Source organism: Aestuariivita sp. (assembly GCF_021404545.1).
In the GTDB taxonomy this organism is placed as follows: Bacteria; Pseudomonadota; Alphaproteobacteria; order Rhodobacterales; family Rhodobacteraceae; genus Aestuariivita.
The window spans coordinates 71,553-87,170 of the sequence record NZ_JAAWWD010000003.1; the positions used below are offsets into that span (position 1 = coordinate 71,553).

The 15,618-nt window shown below is 61.6% G+C and carries 13 protein-coding genes and 1 pseudogene; 7 read left to right on the forward strand and 7 right to left on the reverse strand.

Going from position 1 to position 15,618, the window contains the following annotated elements; translation table 11 throughout:
• The first annotated feature begins 133 nt into the window (after window positions 1-133).
• A complete protein-coding gene (locus HEP69_RS02740) occupies window positions 134-454 on the forward strand; it encodes a DUF6280 family protein (protein ID WP_290557084.1) in 321 nt (106 codons plus the stop codon).
• 60 nt (window positions 455-514) lie between these two features.
• Here HEP69_RS02740 and HEP69_RS02745 read toward each other — a convergent pair whose 3' ends face one another.
• Window positions 515-1,084 (reverse strand): cobalamin biosynthesis protein CobQ, encoded by a 570-nt coding sequence (locus HEP69_RS02745; protein WP_290556991.1) that lies wholly within the window; start codon window positions 1,082-1,084, stop codon window positions 515-517.
• 58 nt (window positions 1,085-1,142) lie between these two features.
• Between HEP69_RS02745 and HEP69_RS02750 the strand changes: the two genes are divergently transcribed.
• Window positions 1,143-2,618, forward strand: a complete 1,476-nt coding sequence (locus tag HEP69_RS02750; protein ID WP_290556992.1) for a cobyric acid synthase — start codon at window positions 1,143-1,145, stop codon at window positions 2,616-2,618.
• On the opposite strand, the gene HEP69_RS02755 is transcribed toward HEP69_RS02750, so the two are convergent.
• The 3 genes from HEP69_RS02755 to HEP69_RS02765 form a co-directional block, all read right to left on the reverse strand.
• Entirely contained in the window at window positions 2,619-3,635 is a 1,017-nt protein-coding gene (locus HEP69_RS02755) for a hypothetical protein (RefSeq protein ID WP_290556993.1), read from the reverse strand.
• Between the two features lie 79 nt (window positions 3,636-3,714).
• Window positions 3,715-5,124 carry a TolC family outer membrane protein gene (locus HEP69_RS02760; RefSeq protein WP_290556994.1) on the reverse strand — a complete coding sequence of 470 codons (1,410 nt, stop codon included), beginning with the start codon at window positions 5,122-5,124 and terminating at the stop codon, window positions 3,715-3,717.
• A gap of 60 nt (window positions 5,125-5,184) precedes the next feature.
• Window positions 5,185-5,838: a protein-L-isoaspartate O-methyltransferase gene (locus HEP69_RS02765; protein ID WP_290556995.1), complete on the reverse strand. Its 654-nt coding sequence runs from the start codon at window positions 5,836-5,838 to the stop codon at window positions 5,185-5,187.
• 381 nt (window positions 5,839-6,219) lie between these two features.
• On the opposite strand from HEP69_RS02765, the gene HEP69_RS02770 reads away from it, so the two are divergent.
• Genes HEP69_RS02770 through HEP69_RS02785 form a run of 4 tightly spaced genes read left to right on the forward strand, consistent with a single transcriptional unit; the run spans window position 6,220 to window position 9,733 of the window.
• Window positions 6,220-6,474, forward strand: coding sequence for a hypothetical protein (locus HEP69_RS02770; RefSeq protein WP_290556996.1), 255 nt, complete (start codon window positions 6,220-6,222; stop codon window positions 6,472-6,474).
• Complete coding sequence (locus HEP69_RS02775) at window positions 6,471-7,394, forward strand: hypothetical protein (RefSeq protein WP_290556997.1); 924 nt, start codon at window positions 6,471-6,473, stop codon at window positions 7,392-7,394. The genes HEP69_RS02770 and HEP69_RS02775 overlap by 4 nt, the downstream gene beginning before the upstream one ends.
• A complete protein-coding gene (locus HEP69_RS02780) occupies window positions 7,391-7,777 on the forward strand; it encodes a hypothetical protein (protein ID WP_290556998.1) in 387 nt (128 codons plus the stop codon). Before HEP69_RS02775 ends, HEP69_RS02780 begins: the two co-directional genes overlap by 4 nt.
• A gap of 24 nt (window positions 7,778-7,801) precedes the next feature.
• Window positions 7,802-9,733 carry a hypothetical protein gene (locus HEP69_RS02785; RefSeq protein ID WP_290556999.1) on the forward strand — a complete coding sequence of 644 codons (1,932 nt, stop codon included), beginning with the start codon at window positions 7,802-7,804 and terminating at the stop codon, window positions 9,731-9,733.
• Between the two features lie 64 nt (window positions 9,734-9,797).
• Here the strand turns inward: HEP69_RS02785 and HEP69_RS02790 are convergent.
• The 3 genes and pseudogenes from HEP69_RS02790 to HEP69_RS02800 all read right to left on the reverse strand — a co-directional run.
• Window positions 9,798-10,013, reverse strand: a pseudogene (locus tag HEP69_RS02790) (hypothetical protein); the annotation flags it as partial.
• 281 nt (window positions 10,014-10,294) lie between these two features.
• Window positions 10,295-12,547, reverse strand: a complete 2,253-nt coding sequence (locus tag HEP69_RS02795) for a hypothetical protein (RefSeq protein WP_290557000.1) — start codon at window positions 12,545-12,547, stop codon at window positions 10,295-10,297.
• 12 nt (window positions 12,548-12,559) lie between these two features.
• Window positions 12,560-13,651, reverse strand: a complete 1,092-nt coding sequence (locus HEP69_RS02800; RefSeq protein ID WP_290557001.1) for a phosphatase PAP2 family protein — start codon at window positions 13,649-13,651, stop codon at window positions 12,560-12,562.
• Between the two features lie 191 nt (window positions 13,652-13,842).
• Between HEP69_RS02800 and HEP69_RS02805 the strand changes: the two genes are divergently transcribed.
• Window positions 13,843-15,483 (forward strand): hypothetical protein, encoded by a 1,641-nt coding sequence (locus tag HEP69_RS02805; protein WP_290557002.1) that lies wholly within the window; start codon window positions 13,843-13,845, stop codon window positions 15,481-15,483.
• Window positions 15,484-15,618: the final 135 nt, after the last annotated feature.

A 15,618-nucleotide genomic window follows, 5' to 3' on the forward strand; every position in this document is an offset into this window, starting at 1 on the left:
TGTTGCAACCGCAGAAAGCCATGCATGAGACGCATACCAACTATGCAAAACCGAGGTGGCCGAATCGGTTCTGATCCGCCATAAGAGGCGTCACGCCGAAAATTACAAGAGCAATAAAAACAAGGGAAACGAAATGAAAGATTTCGTTGACGGCACTGCCTTTAACAACGAACAAGGCAATCGTGCTCGGAAACTCTTTGCAGCCGTCGTATTGGCTGCCCTCGACGATGCAATCGCCGATGACAAAAAATACGGAAACGGTCCGGAACAGATCGCCCGCTGGGCGCGGTCGCGTGACGGGCGCGAGGTGCTGACCTGCGCGGGCATTGACCCGAATGAGCGTGTGGTGTCCGGCCTGATGGATTTTGTTGCCAAGGGTGTACGGACCTCTGTTGCCCTGTCGCGGGAGGAGAGCGAGCGTCGCCACGCCGCTCAACAAGCCGAAGCGGCCTGATAGGCAGACCATTGCAAAAAAAGGCGCGCCGGGGATGGCGCGCTTTTTTTGCGTGTTCGATCAGAAAAACACCAGCCATTGGCGCATGACCCACAACTCGGTCGCAAGCAGCAGGCCAAACCCGGCCAGGGCCAGCGGAGCCACGCGTTTGCGCCATATTGTGACATAGGCGACCACGCAGATCATTACGGTGACCGGAGCGACCCAAGTGGCGTGATGCGTGCTGTCCCAATAGCTGACGGGGGCGTCGAACACCCAATCCGACAGCGGCCAGAAATGGGGCCGCCCGTCTCCCGCGTGCAGCGGGAAGTCGAGCGCCAGGTGCAACAGCCCAGCCCCGGCAAATGCGATCCCCAGGTGCCAGCGACGCCAGACGGCAAGTCCGAGCAGTCCACCCCAGAGGAAAACGGAATTGTCGACGGCAAAGACCGTCTGCCAAGTCTCTGAAAAATAGAGCTGATCGAACACGACCTGCGGTGGGACCGCCAGCACGAAAAGCGACACTCCGGCCATCAGGTACAGCGATGCGTCAGGCGCCAAGGCCCCCAGAACCGCAGCCCATAACAGCCGACCCTCTCCGCCCCGCCCGAAAAGCGCGGCACCCAACAGCATGTGGGCGGGCGTATTCATCCCTTGGCCTTTCACGATCCGGACTGTTACCTGCCCCCATACCATGAGGAGGCTGACCATGGCAGAGGGCACCGCACGCGCGATCATGATTCAGGGCACCGGCAGCAATGTCGGCAAGTCGCTTTTGGTTGCGGGGCTCGCGCGGGGGTTTTTGCGGCGCGGCCTGCGCGTGGCGCCGTTCAAGCCGCAGAATATGTCCAACAACGCCGCCGTCACCGCCGACGGGGGGGAGATCGGGCGTGCCCAAGCGGTGCAGGCGCGGGCGGCGGGGCTGGAACCACAGACCGATATGAACCCTGTTCTGCTCAAACCCGAAAGCGAGACCGGCGCGCAGCTGATCGTGCAGGGCCAAAGGTGGGGCACCGCTCAGGCACGCGCCTTCTGGTCCCAAAAGCCTGCGCTGATGCCACATGTGCTGGAGAGCTTTTACCGGCTGGCCGCTGGCGCCGATCTGGTGCTGGTCGAAGGGGCCGGCAGCCCCGCGGAAACCAATCTGCGCGAAGACGACATCGCCAATATGGGCTTTGCCACAGCCGCCGATGTACCGGTCATTCTGGTAGGTGATATCGACCGGGGCGGTGTGATCGCTCAGATCGTGGGCACCCAGGCGGTGTTGGACGCGTCCGATCTGGCCCAGATCGCGGGCTTTGCCATCAATCGGTTTCGCGGCGATGTGCGCCTTTTTGACGAGGGGCTCGCCGATATCGGGCGGCGCACCGGCTGGCCCTCTCTGGGGGTGGTGCCGTGGTTTGAGGACGCCTGGCGATTGCCTGCCGAAGATGTGCTCGACATCGCGTCACGCCCTGGCGGGGCATGCAAGGTCGCGGTGCCCAAGCTGGCGCGGATCGCGAATTTCGATGACCTCGATCCCCTGGCCGCAGAGCCGGACGTGACGGTCGAAATCGTGGAGCCTGGCCGCGCCCTGCCCGGCGATGCCGATTTGATCCTGCTGCCGGGAAGCAAATCCACCATCGCCGATCTGGCCTTTCTGCGGGCACAGGGATGGGATGTGGATATCGCGGGTCATGTAAGGCGCGGCGGCATGCTGATCGGGCTCTGCGGCGGGTTCCAGATGCTGGGCCGCACGCTGCGCGATCCGGATGGGCTGGAAGGCCCGGCGATGCAGGTTGAAGGCCTTGGCTATCTGGATGTGGAGACGGTGCTGGAACCCCACAAGGAGCTGACCAACCGCACCGGTATGTGCGCACTCAGCGGTGCGCCGACGCGCGGCTATGAGATCCATATGGGACGCACGAGGGGTCCTGCGATGGCGCGCCCCTGGTTCCACGTGGATGGACGGCCAGAAGGGGCGTTGTCACCGGACGGGCGTGTGCGCGGATCGTATCTGCACGGGGTGTTCGACAGCGATCCATTCCGCGCGAACTTGCTCGCCGAGTTCGGCCAAGGCGGGCAGATCGCCTATGGAGCGATGGTTGAGACCGTTCTGGACACGCTTGCGGACCATCTGGAACAGCACATGGATCTGGACCGGATCCACGCGCTGGCCCGCGTGCCGCGCCCATGGACACCGTGATTATTCGAGCTCTTGAACCGCCAAGGCGCGGTGAATTTCCCGCCGGACCAGCTTGCGCACGTTTCGGGTGATCCGTTCGCCCAGCGCGCCCTGCAACTCTTCCCGGACGATATCGGCAACCAGTTCGCGCAGGGCCTCTTCGTCCAGCAGCGCGTCCTCCCGGCTCAGATCGGGATCAAGGGTATCGGCCATATCGACCGGTTCGTCCTCGTAGGGCGCATCGACCACAGCGGCCTCCGGGGCCGCCTGGGTGGGTGTCGGCATCTCATCGGCATCCGGATCGGTATCTTCCCACTCGAGGGTTTCAACATCGGTCCCGGCGTAATCGTCAGCGCCCGGATCATCCGGCTCCCACTGATCGTCAGTGCCTGCAATCACCTTTTCCAATGCGGCGATCTTGTCACCAAGGGGGCGCGCATCGGGGCCATCGGAGGGGGCGTTGTCACCCGTGTCCGCGCTCTGATCAGCCTGTGCGGCCGCCTCGTAAAGTGTGGTATCGGGATCGGCCCAGACCGGTTCCTCGGCGGTGGGCTCGTTCTGATCCGCGGCTTCGGTCAGATCCTCTCCGTTCCCGTCATCCTCATTCTGATCGCCCTGCAACATTGCCGCCAGCGCATCATGCGCAGCCCCATCGGAGGCAGCCTCCTCATCCTCGGAGGCGTCAGCCGCCTGGTTTGCGTCCACGCCGGGCGCATCGTGGCTGTCATCGTCGTGACTGTGCTCAGGATCGGCCATCTCCGCTTCGGGATCGGTGGCGCTGTCTTCCCTTTCGCCCTGGGCATCGAACTCTTCGCAGGGACCGAAACTCTCGTCCGGCTCGGGTGCAACCACCTCGGAAACCTCAGGCTCGTCCACAGCATCCGGCACCCGCAATGCAGGTGTCAGCACCAGCCGCTCTGACAGGCTGGACGGTTCCGCCGGGCGTGGCGCGGCGGGCTTGCGCTGGTCCTCGGATACCAGACGGCGGATCGAAGACAGGACATCCTCGATCTCGGCATTTTTGACGGGTTCGGACATAATTCTTGTGCCTACCACTCGTTCCTCGGGTCTGAGTGTAGCCCGACCCGAGGATTCTCACAACATATAGAGAGAATTGTTATTCTTTGCCGAGCCTGCGCAGCACCTTGTCGAGCTGTCTGCCCTGCGGGCTGAGCCGGGCCGGTCCATCCTTGACCTGATTGTAATAGGCGGCCGGATCATAGATCTGAACCCGCAGCCCCAGGTTTTGCGCGGTCAGCGCCCCTTGGGCTGCAAGGATCTGGTAGGCCGCAACATTCAGGTTCGATTGCGCCGCGATGCGCGCGGCCCGGGCGTCGAGCAACTCCTGCTCGGCATCCAGCACGTCAAGCGTGGTCCGCGCGCCCAGCGTCGCTTCTTCGCGCACGCCACGAAAGGCCACTTCGGCGGCCCGGATCTGACGGTCGGTCGCCTCGATGGTCGCCCGCGCGACCTGGAAGGCGACCATCGCCGTAGCCACATTCTGTTCGATGACGTCCTGCACCACCAGCAGAGAGGCCCGCGCGGCATCGCGATTGGCCATGGCACGGCGCACTTCAGCGGCCAGCGCGCCGCCTTGATAGAGACGCTGGCTCACGCTCAGAGACACGCTTGCGGTCTCGGAATCCGACACATCCCGATGCGATTCCGAAACGCTCAGATCGCCCGTGAGCGAAATCCTTGGGCCCAACGCCGCATCTTGGGCCATAACCGTCAACTCGGTTGCCGCGACCTGGTGCTGGGCCTGGAGCAAATCGGGATGACGGCGCAACGCGACCGCCTGACCGGCCTCGATCGACGCGGGACGCGCAGGCAGGCTGGGCGGTGAGGCAAGCCGACCGGGCAGCCGTCCGACGACGGCCAGATATTCCTGCTCGGCATTGATCAGATCACCCTGGGCAGAGGCGAGGTTGCTGCGCGCCTCGGCCAGACGCGCCTCGGCCAAAGCGACATCCGTGCGGGTCACCTCGCCCACTTCGAACCGGTCTTGGGCGGCGCGCAATTCCTGGATCAGCAGGCGTTCGTTATTTTGCCGCAGCGCGACAAACTCATTGGCCCGGACCACGTTCATATAGGCCACCACCGCGCGCAACAGAACCTGTTGCTCAATCGACAAAAGCGAGGCCCGCGTGGCCAGCACCAGTTCCTTCGCGGCCTGGGAATTGAAGCGGGATCTGCCATTGTCGAACAAGAGCCACGTGGCCGACAAAGCCAAGGCGGACGAGGTGACCTGCCGGTCGGTCACCACCACGTTATTGCTCTGTGTCTCGTTGAGCGAGCGGCTGACAGATGCCGTGAAATCGATCACCGGGCGCAAGACCGAGAGCGCAGTCGCCACATCCTCGTCGGCGGCGCGCAGCAGGGCGCGGTTCTGCTCAAGAAGGCCGGAATACTCATACGCCCCCGCAAGCGCATCCGCGAGGTTATCCGCCAGCGCCGCGATCGGAGTGGCCAGCGCCATCGCCCCGGCCAAAAGCATTGCCCTGATCCCTGCCCTGCCTGTGTTCATTTCAGTCTCCATGATCTGGTCGAACCGCTCTGCTGCCGGGCCGTTACACCCTGGCGATCCTCAAAATGTAAAGGCTGTCTGTTTCTCGAAACCGGGCAGGATCGGCGCCCCTGCGTCAAAGACATAGCGCCAGCTGATCTCGCCGTTTATCTTGTGACCGACTTTGACCTTGCCCATGCGGCCCTCCATGAACAGGCAGGCGATGCGACCGCCATCTTTCAGCTGAGCCTCGATCGTCCGCGGCAGATCACCGACACCGCCCTCCAGCAAGATCGCATCATAGGGCCCATGCTCATCCGCACCGTCGGCAAGCGCACCCTCCTGAACGATGACATTGTCCGCGCCCGCTTCGGACAGAAGCGACTGCGCTTCGCGGGCAAGTTCGGGATCCTCTTCCAGCATCACAACGGCCTGGGTCATGCGCGCGACCACGGCCGAGGAATAACCCAGGCCCCCGCCGATATCGAGCACCAGTTCGCTGCCATCAAGGTCCAGCGCATCCAGCATCTTGGCCAGAAGCCGCGGATCAAGCAGCACGCGCCCCGGTGCAAGGCGCACATGCTCCCCCGCATAAGCCACTTCGCGCGCCGACGCGGGCACGAACATTTCGCGTGGAACCGTGAGCATGGCGTCGATGATCGGAAACTTGGTCACGTCTGACGGCCGGACCTGGGTATCGACCATCATACGTCTGCGGGTGGTGTAGTCGGGCATGACTAAACTCTTTCGTTCAGATTCTAAGGCAACGTGTGCCACAAGATAACAGCACCGGCAACGGGTCGCATCCGTCAAAAGCGCCGCATCAAGGCCCAGAACAATGCGACAGGCCGGATAATCGCCACATCGCTCACAATCCGGCAGGTCTGTGAAGCGATCCTGCCCAGGGTCGCTGGGCCTGAACATCGCGCAGCTAGCCGCTGCGCCGATGGGAACAGGCACGCTCGGGGATGATTGCGGACCGGCGATGGCGTGGCCTTTTTGCGTTTCCCAAACCGCTCTGTGTCGATTTCGCGCGGCGTTCACGCTGTCATCACGCGCCTTTCGCGGTGCCTGGCGTTCACTGCTGAACATCCGAAACCATCAATGGACAGCGCGATGTACAGAATGAAAAACAATATCCCTACCCGAAAGGTCGCGGGCGGCGCATTGGCCGCGGCCCTGACCAGCCTTCTGATCTGGCTGCTGGAACGCGTCTTTTTGCCGGGGATCCTTCCTGATGGCATTCCGGCCGAGATCCAAGGCGCCATTCTAACGGTTATCGTTTTCTTGGTCGGGTATTACGTGCCGCCCGCCGCCCGGGACCAGATCGTCGCCTTGGAACAGCCTGCCAACGGGAAGACCGCGCAATGAGACGCCCGGCCCTGATCGCGGCGGCCCTGGCGACCACGGCGTGCACCGTTCCAGACGTAGGCACGGACGTGCACGCCGTCACTGACCTTGTGAGCGAAACAACGCAAACGGTCTCGCGTCAATTCGGCCCGGTGGCACGGGATGAGTTCCAGCGGGCCGAGCGAAACCTCATCACCTCCGGTCAGCGTGTCTTGCGCCAGGACGGCGTCTGTCAGCCCGAGCTGGCGCGCAGCATCGGCAAGAGCACGGCAGATTGCGCCCTGATCAATCTGGCGGAGCCAACGGCGGGACCTGTCAACGCGTCCCAGGTCCTGCTGGCGCTTGTCGTGATCTCGAACTACTGGTCGGCGATCGCGACATTGGCAAGCGCCGAGACCCGAGCCGAGGTGGTCAGTGCGGCAAGAAACGTTTTTGCCGCATTCGACAAGGCGGCGGACAGCTCCGGCTCTCCGGCGCTTGCCGAGTTCAGCCGCTCGGCCAGCTCTCGCGGTCCGCTCCTGACGACCGGGATCGCCTTTTCGGTCGACCAGTTCCGGGCGGCCAAGCTGCGCCAGATCATGACCCGTGCCGATCCGGTCCTTGAAGAGCTGACCGAAGATATGTCCGCGTGGCTGACACTCCAACCGGACAGCGGTCTCGATGCCTTTGAGGCCTACAACCGGGCCAAATCCGAGATGGGTCGCGCCCAGCAAAGCGGCAACGTCGATCGCTATCGTTTGGCCATCGCCGAAACCCGACGCAGCTTCGAGGCCTTTCAGGCGCAACAGGCGCAAGACCCGGTCAATCGGCTTTGGCTGATCCGAACCGCACATGCGGACATCCTCGCGCGCCTGCAAAATCCGACCGCAACCGACATCCTTGCCACACTTGAGCAGATCAAGACGCTGCAACAGTTGGCTCAGCAGAAAGTTCAGCCATGACCGCCGCAACCAAGATATACACCCCGAAAGATACCGAAATCCCAAAGGCTTACGGCCAGCTTCGATCCCTTAATGTCAGCGCCGCCAACGCCATTATCGCCCTGCAGATGGGCGCCGAAGAGCTCTATGCGGCCGGAGATGACGAAGCCGGGGCCGCGTTCATCCAGAAATCGCACGACATCGCCGCAGCGATGACCGCGATCCACCGGGTCCGGGCGCGGCTGCGTTCCAAAAAATCGCTGATGGGCCCAATCAGTGCACTGGACGCGATCACACACGACGCGCGCACGGCCTCGGCCCAGATGCGCAAGCTGGCCAGGACGTTGAACGGCGCCGCACGACTGATCGATGCGCTCAGACGACTGGCCGATCTGGTCGTGTAGCACCAAACCAAGGAGGAAACAGCCATGCTAAACTGGAAAAACCTCCCGACGCTTTCGCTGTTGCTGAGCGGCGCGGGTCTTACCGTTGTTTTGGGCATCTTGGAGTTTATCAAGATGCGTGTCTTGGAAGTGCCCCCCACAATCAGTCTCTTTGGCTTTGACGCGATTGTCTCGATACTGCGCCATTTCGGTCCGATCATCGGTTCAGGCATCGGTGCCTTCGGGGCAATGCTAGGGGTGATGGGCGTGATCGTGATGTTTGTTGCGCTGATTGCCAGCCTGATGGCTCTGTTGGTTCTGCTGGTGCTGATGCTGGCTTTTCTCTCCTATTGGGGAGGGTTGCAGGCCCTGCGCGGCGCAGTCGCGGCCCCCTCCATGGCCAACCGGCTGATCAAAATGTGGACTGACGAGAGTTATCTGTCCAGGATCGAAGCCGCCCTGACGGGCCGAAAAAGAGAAATACAGGATGCAACCCAAAGGCTTGGCCCCACGTTCACTGTGGCGCGCGACCGAATTGGCGACGACTATCTCGCCTCTCTCCACATGCTTGGCCGGGTCACGTCACTGGGTCTTGGCATCCTGCATGCGCCGTCCAAAAGGGATACGCGGTCCCAAGCCGTCGCCCGTCTGTGCATGATTGCTGTGATCTGTCTGGCCGCCCTGTCGGGGGCGGTGGCGTGGACATACAGCGATGTCCGCGCCATGTGGGGCCATAACAAGCCAGATCTGAGCGACGTGCCGGTCCTGTTTCGCCCCCAGGTTTGGATGAACGATTGGTCGCGCACGTGCCATCTGCACGATGCGCCGTGGTTCGTCGGCCCGATCTGCACATCCGTCGCCTGGTTTGCCGGGGGCTTTCCCAAGGGCTATCTGACCATCGCGTCCCGTCACGGCGCAGATGCGACGCAGCTGAATATCGATCATCGGTCGGCGACGGGCACCGATCCGTTTCGCACCACCGCATATTTTTACCTGGGCGATTTCGGCGAATGGGCGTTTCTCGCCGATGCCGATCAGCCCGATCGGCGCATCCTGATCAGGCGTGCCGCGATCCTTGAGTTTTCTCAAACCCCCGTCGCACCGCCCGGCCCGCCCGGTGTGCTGTCTGGATTGGCGGTCCAGGCCGATCGTTTGGTCACCTCGTTCCTGCATCAGCTCCCTCCGCGTCCTTGGATCGTGGTGGCACGGCCCGATGTTCACATTCAACACCCCGTGGACCTCACGCCGCTGGCCGATCGGCTGCAAGAGATCACCGCGCATCACAAACGCGAGGCGCAGATCACACAAGAACGTTTTGGGAGAATTGACCGATTGCTCACGCATCTGGCCAAGCAGCGGCACCAAGAGGCTGGCACATCGGGAGATCGCAATCTTGCGCTCTTTCGTGGGTTGCGCTTCTGGCAATGGTCGTTCGATCTGGATATGGACTTCTCCCCGCGCGTCGTCCTGCAAACCCAGCCTGCGGACGGATCCGTTCACACCACCGGCCCTGCTTCCGATTTTCTCGGCGTTATCGACGATCACCGCATCGAACCGGCCCGCTTTGTGATCCAGTGTGGGCGGACCAGCCCAAAACTGTTGGACCAGCTGACTTTTGGCGAAAACCGCGTGGCCGCACCCCCCGACATCGCCAGGGCACTTGCCAAAATCGAAGAGCATGTCGCCGACCGTCACGCAGCGGGAAAGCAGACCAAACTGCTGCTTTTGGGCAGTGCCAGCCTGTCAGGGCATCCCCAGGTCAATCTGGCCATCTCTGAACGGCGCGCGGAGTATGTGGGGCGTGCGATCTCCCGCGTCCTGCTGGGTGCGGCGCAGGCCGACCCGGTCAGCGCAGCACACCGGCTTCGCAACACGTTCGGCCTGACTGTCATGGCTTATGGCGTGGGGGAACGAAACGTCGATGACACGTTTCCGCCGCGCAGCGTCCAAATCCTGGATTGCTCGAACGATACCTGAGCCGCAGCCGTCAAAGCCCTCTCGATCATCTTTGTTGCACAAATCGTCGGAAGAGCGTGTTTCCCTACTGTACGGAAAGACTTAGCCTGCTGCCCCCTGTGACGGGTCTGTCAAGAGCAGCGTATCGGTTGCGGACGGCGCCGCGGATTTGGATTTCAGCGACCTGCCTGTCGAGGCCGCATGCCATGAGGCTGTGCCCCATCTGTTTCAAACAACGCATCCTGATCTCGACGCAGCGTCGACGGTGGGATCCGCGCCATCGTCGCCATATTGCTCACCCTCGGGCATCATGCTGACGCCATGGGGTGACCCCCTCACGGCATTTGCGCGAAAAAGGCGCAGCTGGTGCCAAATCCGCATCGGATCCGGAGCGTGACCCGCGCCGCACATGGTGGATCCATGCACAGGCGTACCGGGCCCCCTCGGATGATGCGGATTTGACAGGTTTTCAGTCGGACTGCCTCTCGGCGCATCTGAATTTGAATGCCCTCCTGCTGCATTTGCCCAGGTTCAGACCAAGAACCGGCCACTCCCGGGGCGCAAGAGGACTGCCCCTTGTCCTCAAAGGCGCGCCACCGCCCGTGGTCCGAGACACGCCGCCTTGCGGATCTTGCCAGATTTCAGAGGGGAGACCCGATATGCATAGCTTTGCGGGTTTTGCGTTTCGATCTGACCGATGGCATCTGTCTGATGGCTTTCGGCCTGCGCATGCCGCGACAGAAATTCGGCAATTTCCCGGGTGGCCTGAGCAGTGGCAAAGCTGGTACCCGAAAAGCTCACGACAGATCCATCGCAGCTGCCTGCCGCAAGCAGGCCGGGCACGGTGACACCGGACTCGGTCGGATAGGAACAGTTCGGCTGGATGGGAACCCGGCCCCCTCCTCCGATGCGCTGAAACTCCGCCCCGGTAGAGGCAGGCGGCCAGGGCAGACCATCGGTTTGCCGGTAGGCCGAGGCGACAAGGACAGCGCGTGTCGTCTTGGCGCCGGGACCCGGTGACGGATTGAGTTGGCTGATATCATCCATCTGGAGGAAACCCGTCGCGAGCGCGCTCAGCGTTCCATGGCGGAACACGTACCGGTTCGCACCCGTACCGGTCCCGCGATCCGTGTTGACGGGGGGTCTGCGGCTTCCCGTCTCTACATCGTAGCTGTAGCTGTCGATCACACGACCGGCGGCATCATAGCGTTGGTAGTGCGGATCGTGCAATCGGGGCCGAAGTCCCGTGGCCCCGCGCGGCAGAACAGATTGGTCGCTTTGCACGGCCAGGTGAATGACCATCTCGATGTCACTGGTGTTGGTCAATCTGATCTTCCAGCGGCCGGATTGAAAGGGCCGCTTGGGACGCACATTGATCAGTGTCGGCCGCATCGCCAGCAAATAGCGCTGGATTGGCGGCCCTAAAAGGAGGGGGCCATCCCCGCCCGCCAGTGCATCGGCATCGCTGCCTTGCAACAGCGCTACACCTTCCGGGACCTGGCCGCCGGTGTCGGGATCGCTGTGGGTTTCGCACATGCCGCCGATCCCGTCATCATCGTGAAACGTCGAGCTGTAAAGGCGGGCAAGCACCTCAAGATTTGGATCGCCATCAGCGATCAGATCAAAAAATGCGCCGTCTTTGCCAGGCTCAGATACTTCTGTGGTTTCAGCTGCTCCTGGCGGGAACAGATCAATCGCAACGGGTGTTTGCGCATCCAAGCGTTCGACATCCGCATTCACCCAGATCTCCAGAAAGCTCGAGGATTGATCTTCGGGCGGCACGTCCAGTTCGACCGTGCACGCTGTGTGAGCCGGAACTTTGAATTGGCCAAACCCTTCGGAGAGATTGTCGTTCCCGGCAGGGAACACGAAATAGATCTTGGATTTGACTTTGCCGTGTGGTCCGTTTCTGCGGCGCGCCGCATTGATCTCCTCAAGTTCATTTGCGACGCCGGTTGCAACCTCGCGCCCGCCGGCGAGCTTGGAATACGACAGATTGACAACCATCGGATACCCTTCAAACTCACTGGCCTGTTTTTCGTCATCCGGCAACATCGACCACAGCCGATCCGCCAGATCGATCATGCGCAGAATCCCGAACATGGCAAAATACTCAAGAAACGTGCCGGAGGCGCCGACCGACGCACGATTTGGCAAGCTGACGACCATCATCTGTGTGTCTGCCCCTCCGGCTGCGATATCGGCAACGAATGTGCCGTGGGCGGCGCGGTGGGCCAAGGCACGCTGGCCATCGAAATTGACCATGTCGACCAGCAGAGCATCCCGGTCAAACGCAACCTGATCGAACGTGTCGCCGCAGGTATGCCGGGTGATCAGTTCATCAATCTCATGCGCATAAAGCTCACTCCCGAAATGCAGATAGGGCTGCGCGCGCCCGGCCTCCCAAGGGGCGTTCTGTTGCCAAGCCGCCAGGATACGAGAGCGCCCATTTTCATCGCGAAAGGCCCGATGCGAAAGGCTGATGCCTTCGTCGATCACAACGGTGAGGACCGTCCCCGGTGGGGGTGGTGTGGCCTTGAAGGCCTCCTTGGGGGGGCGCCAATCCTGGATGTCCGCGTGATCCTTGTTTACGAATCTCGGGCGCAGCGACACCTCTTCGCCAAATCCGGGCACACCGTAGCGAGCGTCCGCATCCTCTGATTTCACCCTGCCGCCACTGTTGGCGCGGGGCACACCGAAATCCCAAAACACCAGCTTGTCATCGCGCGTGCTGTAGCGATCCGCGTCGACGTTGACCCACCAGTTGAAATAGGGGGTCTGCGTACACGGATCCCATTTGCTGGTATCTGTCTCCCAAATGATTTCTACGGTCATTGTCAGTGCCCCCTATTGCCATTCAAGCTGCGCGGCGGTCCAAAACGCGGCCCACAGATCTGACTTGGCGCGATGCGCACCGTCCAGCTCGACTTTGTTTTGCAAGAACTCCTCGTAGAAATTGATCAACAGAAAGTCCGGATTTGCCTCTGGCGAAAGCCAGCCATGTCCCGGCGCAAAGCTCTGGAGCTCCAATGGCTTTTTGCCAGTGCCCAGCGCATAAATCGCCTCGCCAAGGGCGATGCCAAACACCGCACCGGCCGCGTTATCGATGGGAAAATGCACACCGGCGATGGTGCGGTTGACCGCAATCCTGTGAGCGATCTTAAACGGCAGGCGCCGCTGATGCATCCCGGCTTTCGGGCCTTCGCTCGGTGCCGAGGACATCAGCCGATCCAAGACTGTCGCAATCGCGAAGGCCTCAAGCGCGTGTCCCGATGGAAAAGACGAATGATCCGGCGTCTGGATGATCGGACAGACATTCGGCTCCAACGTAATCGGACGCGGCGTCCAGCAGAAATTCTTGGCCGACATCTCAAGCATGATGGCAAAGTCCTGCGTCAGCGCCAACAGCTCCATTGTCTTTTCGCGCGCGGCATCGTTCATGAACCCGACCGCGCCGAAAAACGAAAGCAGATCGTCGATCTGTTGGTTGATCTCGGCAATGCGATCGGCCCGCAGGTCGCTGTAGCTTCGCAGGTAAGCCACCTGCTTGCTGAGCAGATCGCTCTGTGGCGTGACAAGTGTGGCAAGGGTCGCCCCTCCCAGGACGAGCGAGGCGGAGCGTTCCCCTTCCGTGATCCAGATAGCCTTGGCAAGCTCGGCAAAAAGGACGATACGCCGCCGTTCGCGGCCCAGATAGGCCAGATCGAGCGCACGGGGCGGCACGATGTTTGACGCATAGTCCGGTTGCGGGGACCAGTTTCCTGTCACCGCTTCGCCCATCATTGCCAGTGCGAAATTCAGCTGCGGTGAGCTGGCGCCGCCGACATGGGCATCCCGGCCCGATCCCTGACCAGAGCCCTGCCCGGATCCTTGACCGGACCCCTGTCCCGAGCCTTGGCCAGATCCTTGACCCGCCGAAATTCCAAAACGAAAAGACATCCTACACCCTCCTGTCTGCGATTAATGCAATCAGCATTGAAATCGTCCTGCCGCTAATCAAGGAAGCCGCGGTGAAACCCGCGCGAATTCACGGTAAATTCGCGCTGGGGATGTTTTTGTTGTTCCAGATACCGTTTTGCGAATAGCCTTAAAGGCGCCAAAGTCATTTTTCGGAAGGGTGAATAGACGTAATGAACCCCACAAAACCGAAATTGCGATTCTGTATTCGCGGGCCCTTTCGGGTACTCGATGACGATGGGCGCGACCTGACACCGGCCGGACGAAAAGCGCAAGCGGTTCTGGCTCTGCTCTCGACCTCTGAAACGCTGGGGCGCACACGCATCTGGCTTCAGGACAAGCTTTGGAGTGATCGCGGGCCCGAACAGGGGTCGGGCAGCCTGCGGCAATGCTTGTCGGAAATCCGACGCTGCCTTGGCGATCACCGGGCGGTTCTCGGAGCCAGCCGGAACACGGTCTGGCTGGAAAGGGATCGCGTTGACATCGACATGACGGAAAACGGGATCGACCCGGGCGCCGAACTGTTCGAGGGGCTGGATATCCGTGACCCGGAATTCGACCTTTGGCTCGTCAGCTTGCGCGCCCATTCTCAGGTTTCGCGGACTGTCGGCCCGACCTCGCGCGTGACACCCGGTCGAACATCACGCGGCGCCGAGCGGCTGCGCCAAATCGTGATGAATTTGCAGTCTGACGGGTCGGGCGAGATTGGATTTCTGGAAGAGATCGTCGCGGAGGCGGTAAGCCGAAATCTACGCGAACAAGCCGATTTCGACATTCACACACGTGTACCCGCGGCCACCCACCCCGATGCGCTTGTGCTTGAAGTCCAGGGCTTTTCTCCCGCTGGGGCAGGCTATGCTGTCCGCGCTGCATTGCAGACAGTGGCCGACGGGCGTGTGCTCTGGTCCGATATTCATTCAGTGTCGGTGCTTCCGACATTTGAAACGACGCCAGCCGAAATCCTTTCTTTCAGTTCGATCATTTCAAATCGAATAATGAATGCGTTCCTGTTGGACCGGGTGACGAACGGCTTCGACCCGGATGCCAATGTCTTGGCCCTGTTGGCGATGCAAAAGGTATTCTTGCTCCGCGCCGAGGAGGCCGAAAAGGCCGAAAAGGCCGAAAGAATGCTGACCGCCGCTTTCGAGAATACGCAAAGGGGTGTTTACAAGGCGTGGTTGGCCCAGTTGAACACCATCGCGTTTGTCGAAGGGTTCAAGCCGCGCAGCGAAATGGCCGATGCCGCCGAAGAGGCCGTTGCGGCAGCACTCGCGCTGGAGGGGGAGAACAGCCAGGTTTTGACCGTCGCGGCGAACTGCGCGATGGTCTTTGATCGGGATCCGCAAATGGCAGGCCACTTGGCGCGCATGGCGGTGCGGGCCAATCCAGCCAATGCGATGGCGTGGTGGGTGCTTGGCCATATTCAGCTCTACGATGGGCGTTACGAGGACTCCTATCGCACCAGCGCCCGCGGGCGCGCGTTGGCACAGGGGACATTCCTGCAATACTGGCTGGATTTCCAGATGTCGTTTGCAGCGTCGTTTTGCGGCAAGCTGGACGAGGCGCGTATCCTGGGCCAGGCAGCGTCTGTCATGAGGCCGGAGTTTCGCGCTGCGCACCGCTTCTCGCTTGCACTGAACGCGGCGTCCGGTGATGTCGACAGGGCCGCTGTTGCCCTGAGAAAGCTCCGAAAACTCGAAGCCGGGTTCGCCCCATCGCGGTTTGTGGAAGACGCTGACTATCCTGTCAGCCTGATCCGTGCGACACCGTTCTATGAACCACGGGCCCTGATGGATCTCGAAGCGAACTTCTGACTGACGGCTGGTCGCGCTCAGGCGCGCTTAAGGTCAGTCGCTTTGCCAATGGAGGACGTTTGTGGGCAGAGCGCCAGCGGAGCACAAGCGTCTGGAACATCTGTCACAGCAGGGCGCGATGCGCCGCGTAATCCA

Bases quoted from the DNA above. Each gene is read 5' to 3' on its own strand.
- HEP69_RS02805 (WP_290557002.1), top strand. From the start codon at position 13,843: ATGAACCCCACAAAACCGAAATTGCGATTCTGTATTCGCGGGCCCTTT.
- HEP69_RS02755 (WP_290556993.1), bottom strand. From the start codon at position 3,635: ATGTCCGAACCCGTCAAAAATGCCGAGATCGAGGATGTCCTGTCTTCG.
- HEP69_RS02765 (WP_290556995.1), bottom strand. From the start codon at position 5,838: ATGCCCGACTACACCACCCGCAGACGTATGATGGTCGATACCCAGGTC.
- HEP69_RS02780 (WP_290556998.1), top strand. From the start codon at position 7,391: ATGACCGCCGCAACCAAGATATACACCCCGAAAGATACCGAAATCCCA.
- HEP69_RS02775 (WP_290556997.1), top strand. From the start codon at position 6,471: ATGAGACGCCCGGCCCTGATCGCGGCGGCCCTGGCGACCACGGCGTGC.
- HEP69_RS02745 (WP_290556991.1), bottom strand. From the start codon at position 1,084: ATGAATACGCCCGCCCACATGCTGTTGGGTGCCGCGCTTTTCGGGCGG.
- HEP69_RS02785 (WP_290556999.1), top strand. From the start codon at position 7,802: ATGCTAAACTGGAAAAACCTCCCGACGCTTTCGCTGTTGCTGAGCGGC.
- HEP69_RS02740 (WP_290557084.1), top strand. From the start codon at position 134: ATGAAAGATTTCGTTGACGGCACTGCCTTTAACAACGAACAAGGCAAT.
- HEP69_RS02750 (WP_290556992.1), top strand. From the start codon at position 1,143: ATGGCAGAGGGCACCGCACGCGCGATCATGATTCAGGGCACCGGCAGC.
- HEP69_RS02760 (WP_290556994.1), bottom strand. From the start codon at position 5,124: ATGAACACAGGCAGGGCAGGGATCAGGGCAATGCTTTTGGCCGGGGCG.
- HEP69_RS02795 (WP_290557000.1), bottom strand. From the start codon at position 12,547: ATGACCGTAGAAATCATTTGGGAGACAGATACCAGCAAATGGGATCCG.
- HEP69_RS02800 (WP_290557001.1), bottom strand. From the start codon at position 13,651: ATGTCTTTTCGTTTTGGAATTTCGGCGGGTCAAGGATCTGGCCAAGGC.
- HEP69_RS02770 (WP_290556996.1), top strand. From the start codon at position 6,220: ATGTACAGAATGAAAAACAATATCCCTACCCGAAAGGTCGCGGGCGGC.